The organism is Pleionea litopenaei, assembly GCF_031198435.1.
GTDB lineage: Bacteria > Pseudomonadota > Gammaproteobacteria > Enterobacterales > Kangiellaceae > Pleionea > Pleionea litopenaei.
Window position 1 is genome coordinate 2,440,482 of sequence record NZ_CP133548.1, and the last position, 17,922, is coordinate 2,458,403.

The 17,922-nt window shown below is 42.8% G+C and carries 19 protein-coding genes; 12 read left to right on the forward strand and 7 right to left on the reverse strand.

The features are described from left to right. Positions 1 to 10 precede the first annotated feature (10 nt). Together Q9312_RS10980 and Q9312_RS10985 are read left to right on the forward strand one after the other, a co-directional pair. Positions 11 to 1,225 carry a multidrug effflux MFS transporter gene (locus Q9312_RS10980; RefSeq protein WP_309200891.1) on the forward strand — a complete coding sequence of 405 codons (1,215 nt, stop codon included), beginning with the start codon at positions 11 to 13 and terminating at the stop codon, positions 1,223 to 1,225. Between the two features lie 36 nt (positions 1,226 to 1,261). Beyond that, the gene (locus Q9312_RS10985) at positions 1,262 to 2,092 is read left to right on the forward strand and encodes a CvfB family protein (RefSeq protein WP_309200892.1); all 831 of its coding nucleotides are present in this window, start codon (positions 1,262 to 1,264) and stop codon (positions 2,090 to 2,092) included. Here Q9312_RS10985 and Q9312_RS10990 read toward each other — a convergent pair. Both Q9312_RS10990 and apaG read right to left on the reverse strand, forming a co-directional pair. After that, positions 2,087 to 2,899: a symmetrical bis(5'-nucleosyl)-tetraphosphatase gene (locus Q9312_RS10990; RefSeq protein WP_309200893.1), complete on the reverse strand. Its 813-nt coding sequence runs from the start codon at positions 2,897 to 2,899 to the stop codon at positions 2,087 to 2,089. The genes Q9312_RS10985 and Q9312_RS10990 overlap by 6 nt on opposite strands. Continuing rightward, on the reverse strand, positions 2,899 to 3,282 hold the full coding sequence (gene apaG, locus Q9312_RS10995; RefSeq protein WP_309200894.1) for a Co2+/Mg2+ efflux facilitator ApaG/CorD: 384 nt from the start codon (positions 3,280 to 3,282) through the stop codon (positions 2,899 to 2,901). The genes Q9312_RS10990 and apaG overlap by 1 nt, the downstream gene beginning before the upstream one ends. A 98-nt stretch (positions 3,283 to 3,380) precedes the next feature. On the opposite strand from apaG, the gene Q9312_RS11000 reads away from it, so the two are divergent. From Q9312_RS11000 to Q9312_RS11020, 5 genes are all read left to right on the forward strand, one after another. Further along, positions 3,381 to 4,139, forward strand: coding sequence for an SDR family oxidoreductase (locus Q9312_RS11000; protein WP_309200895.1), 759 nt, complete (start codon positions 3,381 to 3,383; stop codon positions 4,137 to 4,139). 10 nt (positions 4,140 to 4,149) lie between these two features. Then, positions 4,150 to 5,067 carry a LysR substrate-binding domain-containing protein gene (locus Q9312_RS11005; RefSeq protein ID WP_309200896.1) on the forward strand — a complete coding sequence of 306 codons (918 nt, stop codon included), beginning with the start codon at positions 4,150 to 4,152 and terminating at the stop codon, positions 5,065 to 5,067. A 160-nt stretch (positions 5,068 to 5,227) separates the two neighbouring features. Beyond that, positions 5,228 to 5,500 carry a hypothetical protein gene (locus tag Q9312_RS11010; RefSeq protein WP_309200897.1) on the forward strand — a complete coding sequence of 91 codons (273 nt, stop codon included), beginning with the start codon at positions 5,228 to 5,230 and terminating at the stop codon, positions 5,498 to 5,500. Positions 5,501 to 5,508: 8 nt separating this feature from the next. Next, positions 5,509 to 5,943, forward strand: coding sequence for an MAPEG family protein (locus Q9312_RS11015; protein ID WP_309200898.1), 435 nt, complete (start codon positions 5,509 to 5,511; stop codon positions 5,941 to 5,943). A 31-nt stretch (positions 5,944 to 5,974) separates the two neighbouring features. Beyond that, positions 5,975 to 6,457 carry an FKBP-type peptidyl-prolyl cis-trans isomerase gene (locus tag Q9312_RS11020; RefSeq protein ID WP_309200899.1) on the forward strand — a complete coding sequence of 161 codons (483 nt, stop codon included), beginning with the start codon at positions 5,975 to 5,977 and terminating at the stop codon, positions 6,455 to 6,457. 82 nt (positions 6,458 to 6,539) lie between these two features. Here the strand turns inward: Q9312_RS11020 and Q9312_RS11025 are convergent, their stop codons facing one another. Then, complete coding sequence (locus Q9312_RS11025) at positions 6,540 to 7,349, reverse strand: oxygen-binding di-iron domain-containing protein (RefSeq protein WP_309200900.1); 810 nt, start codon at positions 7,347 to 7,349, stop codon at positions 6,540 to 6,542. Between the two features lie 236 nt (positions 7,350 to 7,585). Here Q9312_RS11025 and Q9312_RS11030 point away from each other — a divergent pair, with 236 nt between their 5' ends. Next, positions 7,586 to 8,803 carry a sugar ABC transporter substrate-binding protein gene (locus Q9312_RS11030; protein WP_309200901.1) on the forward strand — a complete coding sequence of 406 codons (1,218 nt, stop codon included), beginning with the start codon at positions 7,586 to 7,588 and terminating at the stop codon, positions 8,801 to 8,803. Then, the gene (locus Q9312_RS11035; protein ID WP_309200902.1) at positions 8,804 to 10,999 is read left to right on the forward strand and encodes an ATP-binding protein; all 2,196 of its coding nucleotides are present in this window, start codon (positions 8,804 to 8,806) and stop codon (positions 10,997 to 10,999) included. On the opposite strand, the gene folA is transcribed toward Q9312_RS11035, so the two are convergent. From folA to Q9312_RS11055, 4 genes are read right to left on the reverse strand one after another with little or no spacing between them, the layout of a single operon-like run. Beyond that, positions 11,000 to 11,506 carry a type 3 dihydrofolate reductase gene (folA, locus tag Q9312_RS11040; RefSeq protein ID WP_309200903.1) on the reverse strand — a complete coding sequence of 169 codons (507 nt, stop codon included), beginning with the start codon at positions 11,504 to 11,506 and terminating at the stop codon, positions 11,000 to 11,002. It lies immediately after the preceding gene. A 14-nt stretch (positions 11,507 to 11,520) separates the two neighbouring features. Then, the gene (locus Q9312_RS11045) at positions 11,521 to 12,315 is read right to left on the reverse strand and encodes a thymidylate synthase (RefSeq protein ID WP_309200904.1); all 795 of its coding nucleotides are present in this window, start codon (positions 12,313 to 12,315) and stop codon (positions 11,521 to 11,523) included. A 37-nt stretch (positions 12,316 to 12,352) separates the two neighbouring features. After that, positions 12,353 to 13,249 carry a prolipoprotein diacylglyceryl transferase gene (gene lgt, locus Q9312_RS11050; protein WP_309200905.1) on the reverse strand — a complete coding sequence of 299 codons (897 nt, stop codon included), beginning with the start codon at positions 13,247 to 13,249 and terminating at the stop codon, positions 12,353 to 12,355. A gap of 7 nt (positions 13,250 to 13,256) precedes the next feature. Then, on the reverse strand, positions 13,257 to 14,048 hold the full coding sequence (locus tag Q9312_RS11055) for a sulfite exporter TauE/SafE family protein (protein WP_309200906.1): 792 nt from the start codon (positions 14,046 to 14,048) through the stop codon (positions 13,257 to 13,259). A gap of 24 nt (positions 14,049 to 14,072) precedes the next feature. Between Q9312_RS11055 and Q9312_RS11060 the strand changes: the two genes are divergently transcribed. The 3 genes from Q9312_RS11060 (at position 14,073) to Q9312_RS11070 (ending at position 17,909) form a co-directional block, all read left to right on the forward strand. Beyond that, positions 14,073 to 14,888 (forward strand): NRDE family protein, encoded by an 816-nt coding sequence (locus Q9312_RS11060; RefSeq protein WP_309200907.1) that lies wholly within the window; start codon positions 14,073 to 14,075, stop codon positions 14,886 to 14,888. Next, positions 14,881 to 15,495: a DUF938 domain-containing protein gene (locus Q9312_RS11065; RefSeq protein ID WP_309200908.1), complete on the forward strand. Its 615-nt coding sequence runs from the start codon at positions 14,881 to 14,883 to the stop codon at positions 15,493 to 15,495. The genes Q9312_RS11060 and Q9312_RS11065 overlap by 8 nt, the downstream gene beginning before the upstream one ends. 68 nt (positions 15,496 to 15,563) lie before the next feature. Then, positions 15,564 to 17,909, forward strand: coding sequence for a tetratricopeptide repeat protein (locus Q9312_RS11070; protein WP_309200909.1), 2,346 nt, complete (start codon positions 15,564 to 15,566; stop codon positions 17,907 to 17,909). Positions 17,910 to 17,922: the final 13 nt, after the last annotated feature.

Sequence of the window (17,922 nt, forward strand, 5' to 3'; positions counted from 1 at the left end):
CAAATTAGTAATGACCGTTAAGGCGACGTCTCCTCTTCGATTTTTACCACTGTTTGCTGCGATTTTTGCAATCACACCGCTGGCCATCGACATGTATCTACCGGCTATGCCCGGCATGGCGCAGTCATTCCAAGCAGACATCACTCAAATTCAATGGTCACTCAGTATTTTCTTAGCCGGTTATGCGCTCGGAATGTTGAGCTTTGGACCCATGGCCGATCATTATGGGCGCAAGGTCTTTCTTTTAACCGGACTCTCCGGATTCATTATTACAAGCTTTTTAATGAGTTTTGCGTCTACCAGTGAAAGCTTTATTGCTCTTCGCTTTATTCAGGCTCTTTGCGGAGGCGCCGCTACAGTAACCGTTCCGGGTACCATCCGTGACTTATTCGGCTCAAACACGGCCAAAGGTATGGCCTACGTTTCCATGGCAATGATGATTGCACCGATGTTAGCACCAACCATAGGCAGTGTGATTCTGTACTTTTCTGATTGGCCATCAATATTTTTAGTATTAGGTATTTACGGCATTGTAATTTTAGTTTTAACGGTAAAGTTTTTTCCTTTCTTGCCGCCATCAGGACGACAAAATACCGGGCTATTTCTTGGTATATTGCGCAGTTATGGCGTGGTTTTTAGAAAACGAGTTTGTTATCCGTTCTTATTGACTACCATGTTTACGACCTTGTCGTTTTTCACCTACATTACCTCAGTTTCGTTTGTCTATATTTCAATTTACGGGGTGAGCGAACAAACCTTTGGCATTTTATTCGGTGCCAATGTCGTTTCATTAATGCTAGGCAACTTTATCAATGCCCGATCAGTTTCCAAACATGGGCCGCTGAATATGTTGCGTATGGCTTTGATAGGCGCATTCATTTCTGCCGTCGTTCTGACGTTGCTCATTCATTTCGAAAGCTCAGTCGGATGGGTCGTCGCAGCTATATTGATTCTAATGTTGCATTTAATGATCATCTCGACCAACTCTGATGCTATGATCCTTATGAGCTTTCCGCACCAATCGGGAACGGCAACCGCTGTCATCGGAACCCTAAAATTTGGCGCTGGCGCTTTTGCGGGATTGCTTCTATCTTGGATGTATAATGGCACCGCTGAGCCCTTCTCTAATTTAATACTTTTTTGTGTTACTTTATTAGTCATCGTGCAAACGGTTGTTTGGCTGTTTAAACTACCAACACCCGTTCATGAGAACAGTCATCAATAAATTTTTGCGAATCATACTCTTAAGGTTTAAAAAGCTATGGTAAAGCCCGGACAAATAAACTCTCTCACTATCGTAGAGAAAACGCCTTTTGGAGCCTATTTAAATGGTGGCAATCAAACGCTAATTTTCGCTCGAAACGCTTTTTTACCTCAAGGAAGTGACATTGGTGACCAGGTAGATGTTTATGTCTATCAAGACAATGAAGGAGCTTTTCAAGTATCTGATCCTTCAAGCAGTATTAAAGTTGGCGAAATGGCACGGCTAAAAATAGTCGATGTAAACAAGGTGGGCGCCTTTGCCGATTGGGGCATGCCAAAAGATTTACTCATTCCTTTCGCGGAGCAAACACACCCTCTCAAAGAAGGACAAGCACCGGTTGTTTATGTGTATCAAAACAAGGCTGATCAACGCATCGTTGGCTCAACGAAGGTCGATAAGTTTCTAGATAAAGAGCCGCATTCATTTAAAGTCGGTGACCCTGTTTCGATCATTGTTTTAGACAAGTCAGATCTGGGTATTAAGGTGGCGGTGAATAACAAGTTTAGCGGGTTAATTCATCACGATGATTTACATCGCACTATTAAGTATGGCGATCAACTCTCGGCTTTCATTAAAAACATTCGTGCAGATAAAAAGCTGGATATCAGCCTCAACAAACCAGGCATAAGTGGGCGAGATGATCTCGCTGAGAAAATACTCGCTCTGTTAAAACAAAATGATGGCGTACTGGCGATGTCCGATAAATCATCACCGGAACAAATTGAGAAAGTATTTAAGGTGAGCAAAAAGCAATTTAAAACAGCCATCGGCAAATTGTACAAAGACAAATTAATTACTATCGAACCAGACCAAATTAAGTTGCTATAAAGCTTTTACCCAAGTTCGTCGTTGCGTTTTAAGGTTTAACGCAGTGAGTCGATTTCCCCACACCATTCCGGTATCTAGTGCCTGAAAACGTCTATTCGCCAGGCGGCCATTGAGTGCCGCCCAATGTCCGAAAATTATTTGAACTTGTTTTTCGATGGCGAGCGGTAATTCAAACCAAGGTTTAAGTCCAGTAGGTGCTCTACTCGGTGAAGCCTTTGAAAGCATATCTAAGCGACCATCTGAATAACAAAAGCGCATACGAGTAAAAGCATTGGTGATGTATCGCAAACGCTCAATTCCTTGAAGTTTAGTTGACCATTGGTCAGGCATATTGCCGTACATGTGTTTGAAGAAAACCATACGTTGCCCAGGCGAACTGAGGGTTGCCTGCACGGTATCTGAACACGCGAGGGTTTGCTTTAACGTCCACTGCGGAGATACACCAGCATGCACCATCAGTTGACGACGTTTCGCACTATAGCGAGCTAATGGTTGATCAAGTAACCACTCTATAAGATCACCATTACCAGGATGGTCGATGACATCATGAAAATTGTCTTTGCCTTTTAACGATGCTGCACCATGAGCGACAGCCAACAAATGCAAGTCATGATTGCCGAGCACGACTCGAATCCGCTCACGATGTTCAAATAAGTAGCGCAAAGTGTTCAGCGATTGTGGGCCGCGATTGATTAAATCACCACACAGCCATAACTTATCTTTTCGCCAATCGAATTTTATTTTTTCCAAAAGCCGCAACAAGTCAGTAAAACAGCCTTGAATATCTCCCACTGCAAAGGTGGCCATTAATGTAAAATTCCAGGCTGAGTCAAACTGAATAATGGAATGGGTGTCGAGAAAGTTTCACCGCCATCATCCACCATTTCATACTGCCCTTCCATCGTACCTAATGGCGTTTTTAAAATGGCGCCAGAAGTGTATTGAAAAGAGGCTCCCGATTCGATGTAAGGCTGTTCACCTATCACACCATCACCGCGCACTTCTTGTCGTTGACCATTAGCATCGGTAATAATCCAATGGCGCCGCATTAACTGTGCGCCATGCGATCCGCAGTTCGTTATCTTTATGGTGTAGGCGAAAACATACTGCTGCTCTTCGGGTTGCGATTGCTCTGGAAGATATTGGCAATCCACATCAATTTCGAATTGTAATAAAGACGAGTCAGACACCACAAACTCCTATTAAAGCGTGACTATTTTTATTATGATCAATGGAATATATTGTGAAGCTTTCACGCGTCATAGGCAACCAGCGATCAGGAACTCTCATGACAAAAACAGTATTAATAACCGGAGCCAGTTCTGGTTTCGGTGAAGCTTGCGCTCATCAATTTGCTGCTCTCGGCTATCGTCTTATCATTTGTGCTCGTCGCCAACCAAGAATCAAGGCGCTGGCAGAAAAACTCTCTGAGCATACTGACGTTTTAGCAGACGTGCTCGATGTGACTGACCGTCAAGCGGTCGCGGCATTTGTCGAGAATTTACCCGACGATTGGAAAAAAGTGGATATATTAGTCAACAATGCTGGGCTCGCTCTGGGTTTAGATCCGGCGCATAAAGCCAGCTTGGACGATTGGGACACGATGATAGATACCAATATTAAAGGGTTAAATTATTTAACCCGAGCGCTCTTACCGAGCATGGTAGCGAATAACTCAGGGCACGTCGTCAATATTGGCTCTATCGCCGGTAGCTACGCTTATCCGGGTGGTAATGCCTATGGCGCCACCAAAGCCTATGTACAGCAATTCAGTCGCAATCTTCGCGCCGATCTTCTCGGTACCCAAGTGCGCGTGACGAACATTGAACCCGGACTCGCAGAAACCGAGTTCTCTGTCGTACGCTTTCAAGGCGATGTCGACAAAGCCAAGTCGGTTTATCAAGGGACGCACCCATTATTCGCTGACGATATTGCGCGAGCGGTCGTTTGGGCAGCGCAACAGCCCGAGCACGTCAATATTAATAGCATTGAGGTGATGCCGACTTGCCAGGCTTGGGGTCCGTTGAACATCGCTAAGGCAGATTAGGCCTGTCATCGTGAGATTTCCCTCACTGCACCTCTTGAAACTGTTTGAGGCCGCTGCGCGTCACAAAAGTTTTAAATTGGCTGCAGAAGAGTTACATCTAACACCCTCGGCGATCAGTCATCAAGTACGCAGCCTTGAAGACCAACTTGGCTTCGAGTTATTTACCCGATACAACCGTAAAATTGAACTGACTGCTGCTGGTCAAGCTTATTTCGATGTCATCAGCGACGTTTTTAACCGTCTTAACAAAGGCACATTGAATGTAATCAACCGCTTTAGTCATCGTCGCTTAAAAGTAAGCATGATACCGTCGATGGCACGCCAGCTACTGATTCCGCATTTAAGCGATATTCGAACACGGTTAGAACACGTCGATTTAATAATCGATACACGCGCCGAAATAGTCGATTTGAGCCAAACGGATGTTGATATTGGTATCCGCTTTGGCAAAGGACACTGGGACAACCTGGTCAGCGAAAAAATAACTGAGTTCCATGCAACGCCGGTGTGTAGCCCCCAATTTGCTGAGCAACATCAATTGCAAGATATTCGCGACTTGGCAACGGTTCCTCTTATTAGCTTTTCTTTTATGACGGATGCTTGGTTAAAAGTCGCAAATGCTGCTGAACTCAGTACGCTTTCAGCGGAGCAAGGACTCACTTTTGGTAGCTACGATCTGGCTATTCAGGCGGCAGAATATCACCAAGGCGTAGCGTTAGCGTTGCTCGAACTTGAGCGAGAATCTTTGGCCACTAAACGTTTGCTACAGCCCTTTCCTGTCGCTTTTAAAATCCCTCAGTCGCTTTACTTAGTTTATCGACATAGCGACCAAGATCGCGAAGAAATCCAAGTCTTTTCTCAATGGTTCCAAGATCATTTTGCGAAGGCTAACGATAATTTTTCATCGGGCCCCTCTTTGCGCCAATGATGCTCTGCTAATCCGTCGATGTTGACTAAAAAGTCTCGCAAAACCCTCTATAAACACTTTCAGATGAAGAACATTCATCTGACACCATCAATTATTTACGTTTGTCAGAGGCGAGAAAATCCCTTGTAATAGGCTCCATAGTTAACCCAAGGAGCGCATCATGATTAAAGATACTCCCATATTTCGATTGTTGGTCACTTCACCCATAATAGCTTTGGCCTACTATTTCAGCTTAAGCAGCGGTATTTTTGCTCAGTTAGTGATGTTACCCGGCCTAATTCTATTGTGTGGAGCACTGGCAGCGATCAAAGAGGCGTCTTTGGCTGAATCCACCGAGCCAATGACCTGTTGCCCATTGTATTGCCTTTCATCTGAGCGCCAAATGAGGCAAACTACTCGACCATCCCAACCTCCTGTTCAACGCGTTGCGTAAGGTTCTTTATGACAACTGATTGGTTATTGATTCCCGTATTAGCAAATGTATTGCTGGCCTTTGTGGTTCAAATCACTATGTTTCTGCATCGTGTTAAAGCCATTCGTAAACACAAGGTTCAGTTGCGCGAGATAGTCAATCGACATGAGTTGGAGCAGCGCTTGCCTGAGGCGACTGCGGCTTCGAACAGTTACCTTAATCAGTTCGAACTGCCGGTTATCTTCTACGCATTGATGGCCTTTTTTATGATTACACAGTGGGCCGGCTGGGTAGAATGGTTCATCGCTTGTCTTTTTGTTATTTCACGAATGGCGCATGCCTACATCCATTGCACCTCAAATAGGTTAAAATATCGCTTTCGTTACTATGTTCTGGGTAGTTTTTTACTGTACGGACTGTTCGGATGCTTGGTCTTCCGCTGGTTAATGCACTGGATTTACTAACGCCCTGAACTCAAGCCACTAGAGAGATGCGATGAGAATTGAGAAAGGTTGTGTTGTTACCATTGAATACACATTGAAAGATCAAGAAGGCAACGTCTGGGAAACGTCTCAAGGTGATGAACCTTGGATTTATCTTCATGGGTTTGGCGGGATTATTCCAGGTTTAGAGCCCGAGTTAACACAAAAAGCCGCAGGAGATAAGCTTGAAGTAACCCTCTCTGCTGACCTAGCCTATGGGGACTATGAGGCGGACCTTGCCAATAAGGTTCCACGCGAAGCTTTTGCCGATATTGAAGATTTAGCCGTCGGATTACGCCTATCGGCGCAAACAGAAGATGGTAGCACCCACACCGTTACGGTAACCGAAGTAACCGACGAGACTGTTACTGTCGATGCGAACCATCCTATGGCAGGAAAACCGGTCACCGTTGCCGTGTCAGTTCTTGCGGTGCGTCCGGCAACACCCGACGAATTAGAGCATGGTCACCCTCACGTCGATGGGCAGTGTCACTAAACTTGCTCGTCACTGCCACAGATACCATTCAAAACAAAAAACCGGAATGGTATGTGTGGCTGTTTACGCATTAAAAGTACGACTAAATGGCTTGTTGAAGCACATTATACACAGGCCGATAACTTTGCTCGGTTAACAAGTCGACACCGCATTCTAAATTTTCTATCCAATCTAAAAACTGCTGCATTTGCTCGCCTTTGAAAGGTCGACCATGCTGCGGGACAATCATTGAAACTTTCATTTCTCGAACCATACGAGCCCATATCCGACAGGCCCGATTACTGGTCATATAACGACGATGAAATCCAGCCATGGATTGCACATGCGAGTCAAAATCTTCAACGGGTTCCATATCACTACCATCAACTAAAGAAGCGCCCATGTCGCCAGAAAATAGAATTCGACTGGTCATATCAAAAAATTGAAAGTTCCCCACTGAGTGCAAAAAATGCGCGGGCACAGCGACAATTTTAGATTGTCCTAAATTAATAACATCACCTTGATCATCAAGCGCAATCATTCGCTCATCAAGGTTTAAACCGTCTTGTCCGGTCAAATAACCTGGAACCAGATGCGGCAAAAACCGCGACCATAATTTCGAGGTGACCACTTTGGCGGGTGTCTTGATGATCCACTTAGGCAGGCTAGCAATAATATCGGGATCTTGATGCGAGGCAAAAATAAAGTCGACATTATCAAGCGAAGCTTGTTTCGCAATGGCAATGCTTAAGGATGCAAACGTTAGGTCACCGCCCGGATCGATCATGGCGGCTCGCCCGCGGTCTACAATCATAAACTGATTGGCTTGTATGCCACTACCTTTAACCAAGTCAGAAAACATTAAACATTTGTGATAGTCATCTTCATATAAAGTAATTGCATGATTGATCATAATTGATTCGCTCTAGTCGTCGCCAAAAAGGGATGCATTTTGCGCATGATTTAGATGGCAGGTTTTGAGTCAGGTCAATAAAGTGTCCGTTGTTCTCAAATAAAAGTATGTTAAATTGTCGAAGCAACTTTCTAAAATATAGATCAATCTGTCGCAACCACCAGTCGAATCTCAAAATGGTAATTTTCTCAAAAAACGCTACAATAAATGCTCATATAATCAATAGGCTACAGCGAATGCGTTACGTTTTCTGGTTAATCGCAATCAGTTGTTCATGGTGTATCAAGGCAGAGCAAACTCAATCTGAGACGTTATCTCAAAAGTCTGTAACGCAATTACCGATCAAAATTGTTTTTACTCATGAAAATCGCTCGTTTGCCGATCTATTGCTTCCATTTACAAAGCAATCAGGTATCGAACTCGATATCCATTGGATTGATCAAGCGGACCTGAAGAGTCGTTTAATTCGTATCAATCAATTAAGTGATGCAACGGATGTCATCATTTGTCCGTCGGATAATATTGGACTATCGAGTTATGCCAACTTTTCAAAAATTCCTCTACCTTGGTTAGACTCGAATTTTAATCCTGAAGCTTTATCGACGGTCACTCTAGATAAACATATTTATGGTATTCCGCTAGTCAACGGCAATCATTTATTAATGTATTACAACAAATCACTGATTCGTTCCCCAGCCAGTGATTGGTCAGAACTTCTCGCTCAAGCAAATAAGCTACCCAACAACGTTGAATTAATCGGTTGGAGCTTTATGGAAATGTATTGGTTTGTTCCATTTATTACCGCCTTTGGCGAAGCTCCCATGGTCAACAACTGGCCGAATTTAGACACTGAGTCTGTACAACATGCATTACAGTTTGTTTGGCAACTAAGGAACACCAATGTTGTCGATAGCGTTTGTCCGTACGACTGCGTCGAAGAAAAGTTTAGCAATGGTAAGGTTGCTTACACCATTAATGGCGTATGGGCCTATAAAAAGTTCTCATCGGTTCTTGGTGATGATTTAGGCATAGCCGCTTTGCCTCAAATCAAAGGTCAACCAATGCGTGCCTATTATTCGTCGATAGCAGCGACCTTCCCAAATAATTCGTTGCAAGGTGAAAAACGCGAAGCGCTAAAGCTATTGTCGAACTATCTTCAGTCGAAAGAATTTCAGCGCCAACTTTGGTATAACCTTCGCGATATACCCGCAAGACCAGATGTTTATGAAGAAGTAAGAAGTAAAGCCAATAATAACGAAGCGCTACTATTCGACACATTAAAAAATACCTTACCAATGTCAAGTCACAAAAATATGTCGATTGTATGGGAAGCTTTGCTCAAAGGATTTACTCGATTTGGGAGTGGCAAATGGGACGCTCAGAAAACGACTCAATACATGCAAAGCACCGCTGAAAAGGCGATTCGCCCGTTGACCCATCAAAAGGATCAATAAGTGGCTAAACGCTTTGTTTCAATATTAAAGCTAAGAATCAACATTGCTGTTCTTATCGCGCTATTGCTGATTACGAGCTATTTTGTACACACCTATTTCAACTCAGCCATTGATTTTGCGCAAAGTGAAAATCGTGCGAAATCGACTTCGATTTCACTGAGTGCACGAGAATTTCTTTTTCGTCATCAATCCTTGGTCGATAAAGCTATTCGTACCCAACACATTACCCACTTGCCCGTAGATATCGGTTACTCTCAGATGGCCGTTAAAGAACTGCAAAGTTTAGTGGCTCAATCACATTTAAAATACACGTTAGTTATTAATAGCGATGGAAGTGTCAATGAAGCATTTCCGGTAGAGGCGTTTCATCTTGAAGAACACGCCATTATTTCACGAGCGCTAGCCATTTTAAATCAAGCTCAAACCAATGAACTTCCCCGACTCGTTCTGACCAATGCAAACGAATCTAATCCTATGTATATTTGGTTTGTTTCACCACTGGTAACCTCTTCTAATTCAATCACTCAACCGTATCAAAAGACAGGTGTACTATTAGCTGCCTTACCAGTAAATGACTTAATTCAATTCAGTCTCGCAAAAACTAACGTTCACGCGAATAGTCGAATTGATTTATTGTTCAGACAGCAAATTATCGAGAGCGTTTATAATACAAACCAAAGCAGTGTCGAGTATTTAAACAATGTGACCAACGTTAGTGATCTAGAAAAACTAGGCGATGGTGTTGGCACGCTATCTATCCAACTCAATGAACCCAAACATTACTATTTAAATCGAGTATTTAAATCAATTGTCATCATGATTATTATCAGTCTTGGAGGATTACTTTTAGTTTATTGGGTTATCAATAATTTAATAAAGCGCTTAAGTACTCCGTTACAGCAAGTTATCGAAACCGCCGATCATCTAGCGCAAGGAAACTATTCACCACAACAAAAGAAATACAGCTTTTCAGAGTTCCAACAAATCAACAACGCTTTAAATTCAATGCGCGACACCATTGAGACGCAGATTAATACATTAATGGTCGCTAAAGAGAAAGCTGAACAATCAGAAAAAACGAAAAGTCAGTTTTTGGCGAATATGTCACATGAAATACGAACACCAATGAATGGAATTATCGGTCTAATTCAATCGTTGGAGCAAAGCAACCTTGATGAAACACAAAAAGACTATATCAAACATATTAAACAATCCTCTCTTTCATTACTGTCTATCTTAAATGATATATTGGATCTATCGAAGATTGATGCCAATAAAATAGTGTTAGAACATACTCCTAGTAACGTGAAGGCGTTAGTGCAAGAAGTCATTAATATCTTTCAAAGCAACTTTGATCGAAAAGGCATTGTTTTAAATTTTCAATATTCCAATAATGCTCCTGAAGTATTTGAACTCGACTCCTTTAGACTCAAACAGATCATTACCAATCTAATTGGTAACGCTCTAAAATTCACTGAATCTGGGAGCGTATCGATTAACATTCGCGCGACGCCAATCGAAGATGATTATTATAAGTTAGTGCTTATCGTATCAGACTCCGGCATTGGAATTTCATCTGACAACATTGAAAAACTTTTTCAACCATTCGTACAAGCCGACGGCAACGTGACTCGTCGCTTTGGTGGAAGCGGGCTTGGATTATCCATCGTTAGTAATCTCGTTCGGCTGTTCAAAGGAACAATTAGTGTTAAAAGTGAATTAGGTCATGGTTCAACGTTTACCATCGAGTTACCGGTAAAAGTCGCAAAAGGCAATGTAAAGACTGAATTGCCGATGGCTGAGTCGACTCCTGAACTGCACCATTTTAATATTTTAATTGCAGAAGATAATCTAACAAATCAGCTAGTAATGAAGGCACTTATGAAACCAACGGGGGCCAACTTAGTATTTGCTAATAATGGAAAGGAAGCCCTTGAGCTTTTGCAGCAGTCTACTTTTGACTTGATTTTTATGGATATTCAAATGCCGGTGCTTGATGGCTTATCGGCTACTCGACAAGCAAGGCATGAGCTCGGTATAAAATCACCCATCATCGGGTTGAGCGCCAATGCAATGCCAAATGATGTTCGACTTGCTGATGAAGCCGGAATGAATCACTACATTGCAAAACCCATTATTCGAGAAAAGCTTTATCAACTTCTCAGTGACTTAATCACGGTTAATCAAAGCTCATAATTAATTAGTGTTTTTATTGACCGCATAAGTAACGAACCGGCAGTCATGAGGACTTTTCTCATCGGCAATGTGTACTGACTCTTCGATCAAGTTTAGATCTAACTCTGAGAATTCTGGAAAAAATGCGTCACCTTGAGTATTTAAGTCAATAAACGTTAAATATAAACGGTCAGCTAATGGCAATGCTTGAGAGTAAACATTGCCTCCTCCGGTAATCATTATTTCTGGTTCGCTCGACAATAATTCCAAAGCACTTTCTAAGCTATTAACAATCTCAATGCCATCTGCAGCATAATCTTTATTGCGAGTGATAATAATATTCCTTCGGCCAGGTAAAGGGCGGCCAATCGATTCAAACGTTTTTCTTCCCATAACAATGGGTTTACCCATAGTCACTGACTTGAAATGCTGTAAATCAATTGGCAAATGCCAAGGCATTTGGTTTTTAAGTCCTATGACTCGATCATTGGCCATGGCACAGACAAGAGAAATAATGGGTTGTTGCATAAGAGGCGTCCTAGTTACACTGCGACAGGCGCTTTGATGTGTGCATGAGATTGATAATCTAAAATTTCAAAATCTTCAAATTCGTAGGAATAAAGATCATTTGGTTTTCTAGCAATCTTCAATTTAGGCAATGGCAGTGGCTCTCTTGAAAGTTGTAATTTTGCCTGTTCAAAGTGATTGGAATACAAATGCACATCACCACCGGTCCAGATAAACTCACCGACCTCTAAGTCACATTGCTGAGCAATCATATGGGTTAATAAGGCATAAGATGCAATGTTAAAAGGAACACCTAAAAAGATATCGGCACTGCGCTGGTACAACTGACAAGACAAGCGATTGTTCGCAACATAAAACTGGAACAAAGAATGGCAGGGTGGTAACGCCATTTCGTCAGCGACACCGGGGTTGTAGGCGACTACCATGAGTCGTCGAGAATTCGGATTACTTTTTATCTGCGCAACAACGTTACTGATTTGATCGACCGTCGTGCCATCTGGCTTTTTCCAGCTGCGCCATTGCTCACCATATACAGGTCCAAGATTACCATCTTCATCAGCCCACTCATCCCATATAGAAACGCCATTGTCTTTTAAGTACTGAATATTGGTGTCGCCATTTAAGAACCAAAGCAGCTCGTAAATAATTGAGCGTAGATGAAGCTTTTTGGTGGTCACTAATGGGAACCCTTGCTGTAAGTCGAAGCGCATTTGATAAGCAAAAACACTGCGAGTACCCGTGCCCGTACGATCACCTTTATCATTACCATGTTCAAGTACATGGCTCATCATATCTAAATATTGCTTCATCAACGTTCTCCAACCACTGCTTTAGTTGATAATCGAGTTAACTGGCCTTGCTCTTTTTTTGAGTTTTTTGCTTTGACTTTTTAGTGAGTTTTTCTGCTTCTTCATGATCGTAAATGGGATCTCGGTATGCCCATACCAAAAGAACAATTCCCAACAAAATCATTGGAGCACTCAACACCTGCCCCATGGTTAACCATTCGGCCATATGCTTCAAGTGCTCATCGGGCTCGCGGAAGTATTCAACGAAAAAGCGAAAGCTACCATATCCGAGAGAGAATAAACCGGCGACAGCTTTTCTTGGGCGAGGTTTCGCGCTGAACCAAAACAAAATAATAAACAGCACCACGCCTTCCAGTACAAACTCATATAGTTGCGATGGATGACGTAATAGATTTTCAGTGTCACAACCGGTGTACCACGGGGCTTTTTCAAGATTACAGGTAAAGCGAATACCTAATGGAAAATCTGGGTCGCCGACTTCTCGTCCCCACAATTCACCATTAATAAAGTTTCCTAATCGTCCGGCTCCTAACCCTATGGGAGCCAGCGGGGCGATAAAGTCAGCCAGCGACCAAAACGACTTTTTAGTACGCCAAGCAAAGTACCCGAATGCAGCAACCACCCCCAGCATTCCACCATGAAAAGACATACCGCCTTCATGGATTTTGAATAAGTACAACGGATTTTGTAAAAATAAATCGAAGTGATAGAAGAGTACGTAGCCAAATCGCCCACCAATAACCACGCCTAAAAAGCCATAGAAGACAAAGTCTGAAATTTCTTCACTGGTCCACAAACTGCCCGGGCGTTGCGCTCGTTTAACACCAAACCACCAAGCTGCGCCCAAGCCAACTAGATAAGCCAATGCATACCAACGCAAGGCAACAGGCCCTGCAATATGAAAGATCACTGGATCGATGTAGGGAAATTCCATAACACCTCTACCCTAAAAATTTATAAATGATTCGAACCCCTACAAACAATAAGAACAGTGCAAACAGCTTTTTGAGTTTTTGTGCCGGTAACCGGTGAGCCAGTTTTGCGCCAATGGGGGCGGTAACAATCGAAGCCACAATGATACCTAAAAATGCGGGCAAATAGATATAGCCCAGTGAGAATTCTGGCATAGGAGCATGGCTGCCCATAATGGCGTAACTCAGCGCGCCTGCTGCGGCTAAGGGCAATCCACAAGCTGCGGCGGTGCCAATGCAACGGGTAATTTTTTCACCGAGAACATGCAGATAGGGAACGATCAGACTCCCACCACCGATGCCAACCAAGCCAGACGCGGTTCCTATCGCCATAGAAACTCCCGCAACTTGCACCATACCTGGCGTGGTGCGCGCCTGATGTGGTTGTTTTGCCCACCAAATTTGAAACGCCATGCCCAGCGAGCCACACCCAAAAATAATACCAAGCGTGTCGCTGCTCAGAGAATCAGCTACCCAACCCGACAAAAGTCCCCCAATAAAAATGCCTGGCACGAGCCGTTTCACCATCCACCAGTCGACTGATTGTTTACGATGATGCGCCAACAGGCTAGAAAGTGAAGTCACGACTATGGTGGCTAGTGACGTGCCGACGGCGGCTTGCATAACAATACTACTATCGACGCCAAACAAAGGCAGTAAAACCAGTAATGCAGGCACAATAATGAAGCCACCACCAATGCCTAGAAGTCCTGCCATAAGCCCTGCAACCGCACCAATTATCAGGTACACTAACCATTCCATCAGCAATTAACCTTTTGATTGTGTATGTGTCTCATAGCCTTTGCCGTTGCCCAAAGGGCCGATTATCCATTAATCCTGTTAGCGAATCGAGACGAATTTTTTCACCGGCCAACCGCACCACTGCAACAGTGGCATGATCATCCTATGATTTACGGTGGTCGTGATTTGTCGGCAGGCGGAAGTTGGCTAGCGATGCATCAAACGGGTCGATGGGCTGCCGTGACAAATTATCGAAGCGGGCAAGCTCAGCCGGCCAACCGCTCGCGCGGAGAGCTGGTCACTCAATTAATGGATACCCAATACCCACTGAGCAAGCTTTTTAACTCAATTCGCCAAGAACGCCTCGACTATGCCGGATTTAATCTGATCGCTGGTGAAGCAAATCAATCAGACGTACTCTATTATGCCAATACTCAAGATACTTTTATGCGGTTAAAAGCCGGCGTTTACGCAATGAGTAATGGTCATCTGTTTGACAGCTGGCCGAAAATGACACTCTGGCAAAATCGCTTAAAGCCACTCATTAACCAACGTAAAATCCGTGTTTCAGAGCTAATGTCATTGGCCCAAGCGCAACAGCAATTCCCTGTGCAACAGCTGCCCCAAACAGGTGTTCCTAAAAGCCTCGAGCAGCAACTGGCGTCACCATTTATCAAGCCTTTCGAATTAAATAACCAACACTATGGAACCCGCTCAACGGCTCTGATATTGTCACAGGTAGATCAATCCGACTTTTACGAGCAGACGTACTCAGCGGCGGCAGATCAACATAGAGATGATCAAGCCAACGGCTCTATTGAGCATATAAACATTCAATACTCGGGAATATTCGATGACTAAACCGTTTTCTCAAGCGTGCGAAAATAATCGTGATCCAATTCTTAATGTCATTCAAAATTATTTTGATAAAGCGTCTAAAATCTTAGAAGTTGGCAGCGGCACAGGTCAACATGCCGTTCACTTTGCCAAACACCTTCCTCATTTAACATGGCATACCAGTGATCAACGTTCCTATCATGAAGGTATTCAGCAGTGGTTAGCCGAGAGTAATTTATCTAACTTAGTCGCCCCGATTGAGTTAGATGTGACGAAACAATGGCCAGAGACAAAGTTCGATGGTATTTTTAGTGCTAATACCAGTCATATTATGCACTGGCGAATGGTTGAAGATTTTTTTGCTGGGGTCGGCGAGCACCTTGATATCAATGGTTATTTCTGTCTTTACGGTCCGTTTAATTTTTGTGGTGAGTTTACCAGTGAAAGCAATCAAGCATTCGATGAACATTTAAAGTCTCGTGATCCAGAAATGGGTCTAAGAGATTACGTCGATTTAGAAGCGTTAGCTCGACAAGCGGATCTGATGTTTGTGGAAAAACACGATATGCCTGCGAACAACTTTATTTTGGTTTGGCAAAAGGCTATATCAACAAATATTCAGTTCGAGTAATTTATATCACATAAGTCAATCGACTGATTCGCAAGCTTCAATGATACAAATAGTTAAGGAATTTTAACGTGGCTGAACAGACCTCGTTTAATCTAATAAAAGAAATATTAAAACGCCGAGTGATTCAAATCTTAGGCGTTTACTTGGGCGCCACTATTGCTCTCATGGAATTTTCAGGAATGATTACTGAACGTTATGGTTTCAGTGATCGACTTGTCGACTATCTCCTTGCAACCATGTTAACGCTTTTGCCTGCAGTCGTTGTCTTAACTTGGCGTCATGGGGCACCTGGCAAAGATGAGTGGGGAAAAACAGAAAAAGTTGTTTTACCAATTAATGCGATTGCACTAGTCGGAGTGATCGGTTGGTTAGCCACCATGCAACCCAACACAAATACTCAGGTTGTTCAAGCAACCGCCCCCATCTCCCTAAATTCTGAAGTCGTTGCTCAACGAAATATTACTAAGTTAGGCGTCATGTTCGTTACGCCAACGCCAACCGTTCAACAGTCATGGCTTAGTTACGCCATTCCCTATCTTATCGCCACACAATTGGGGCAAGATCCCACAGTGGTTGCTCACTCTTTTTATAATTCTGATTATTTCTGGGAAGTTCAACGAGCAGGCTTTACAGATGGACTTGACGTTCCATTATCTCTGGCCAAATCGGTGGCCCAAGATGCTGATTTACAATACTTTCTTAAAAGCTCTTTAGATAAAGTAAACAACCAGTTTAAGTTGCATCTGAGTTTGTATGAAACGAGTAGTACACAACTAATCGCAGAACAAACGCTACTTTCTGATAGCGTTTTTCAATTAGCCGAGCAAGCCGTCGGCTTTATCACACAACAAGCACCTTTTAATGAGACAACCAACCGTTTGCTCAATCAAATCCCTTTAACCGACTTTATTACTGGCGATATCGACGCACTGAAAGCATTTATTGAAGGAAAAAATGCTAATCTTTTCGATAACGATATTCAAGGGTCAATAAATGCCATCAAACGCGCCGTCGATATTGATAAGAACTTTGCTCTAGCTTATCTAGAGCTGGCCGAGATTTTAATTAGCCAAGGTCAGCTGTTAGAAAGTAATGCCTATTTAAAGAAATCCTTAGCTTTAAATTATAAGCTAACCGAACCTTTACGCTTTACCATCAAGGCAGCAATCTATGCCACTGAGCGAAATATAACTGAACAAAATAATGTTTATCGCACTTGGATTGAACTCTACCCAGATGATTACTTACCGAAAAAACGTCTAGCATTACTACTCAGTTTTAAGTCGAATAACTTTGACGAAGTGATACAACTCTATCAACAATCACTGGAATTGAATCCTGCTCAACCAGATATTTACAATCGCTTAGGCAAACTGTTTGAAGCGAGACGAGAGCTTACGAAAGCTCGAGAAATGTATCAAAAATTACGCGAATTGCGCCCGCGCTCTTATACGCCATTATTGTCACAGGGCAATATCGAATCGCAACTCGGCAATCTTGAAGAAGCACAGCGTCTATACAAACAGGCAGCATTAACTGAAGTTGATAAAGTAACACCCGTACTCGCGCTTGCCGATTTGGCAACTCGACAAGGTGATTTTGAAAAATCGGAACAACGATATCGTGAAGCAGAACTGATCGCACAGGCGCCTCGACAATTCAGCTTATTGCATGGACACAAAGTTAGCTATTATTACCTCCGCGGTGAGTATCAAAAAGCTTATCAAGAACTCATCGAGTTTCAATCTGCAATGCAATCCGTTACTCAATCGATCGATGTGATTTTCGGAACCTTTTTATCTAAAATGCATATTTATGTCGATGCAGGAAAATCACAGGAAGCCGCTGAACTACTAACTAGCTTAGAAGATCAAGTGGACAGTTCAATGAAAAATTTCCCGAAAATTGGGAGCTTATTTTTAAACATTTATCAAGGCAATGTTGACGCTGCAAACAAAGATTTGGTTGAAGTTGAAGCGATACTTGAACGGTTTAAGATGGAAAACCTTGAGTACTTAATTACCTTTAGTAAAGCACGAATAGCTGCGCTCCAAAGTGATCACAATAAAGCACTTCAATTGTATGAAAAGGCACTAGAAGATATTAAAAAGATTGGAGCCTACGATGTAGAAATGCATGCTTTATTAGTTGATTCAATCTTATACGAAAAACGGCATTTACAACAATACCAAGAGGGAATAACTATTGCTGAAGAGTTCTTGGTTCAATGGCCCTATCATCCCAGTATTAATTATCAACTTGCGCTCCTATACCAACTTCAGAAACAAGATGATAAAGCTCTGTCGGCTCTCAAAAAAGCACAGTACGTCTGGCAATTTGCAGATAATAACTGTACCGAGTGCCAAGATACGGAACATTTAATTACGGAGTTAAAAAGCTCAGCGGCTGAATGATACTCGTTGAGCA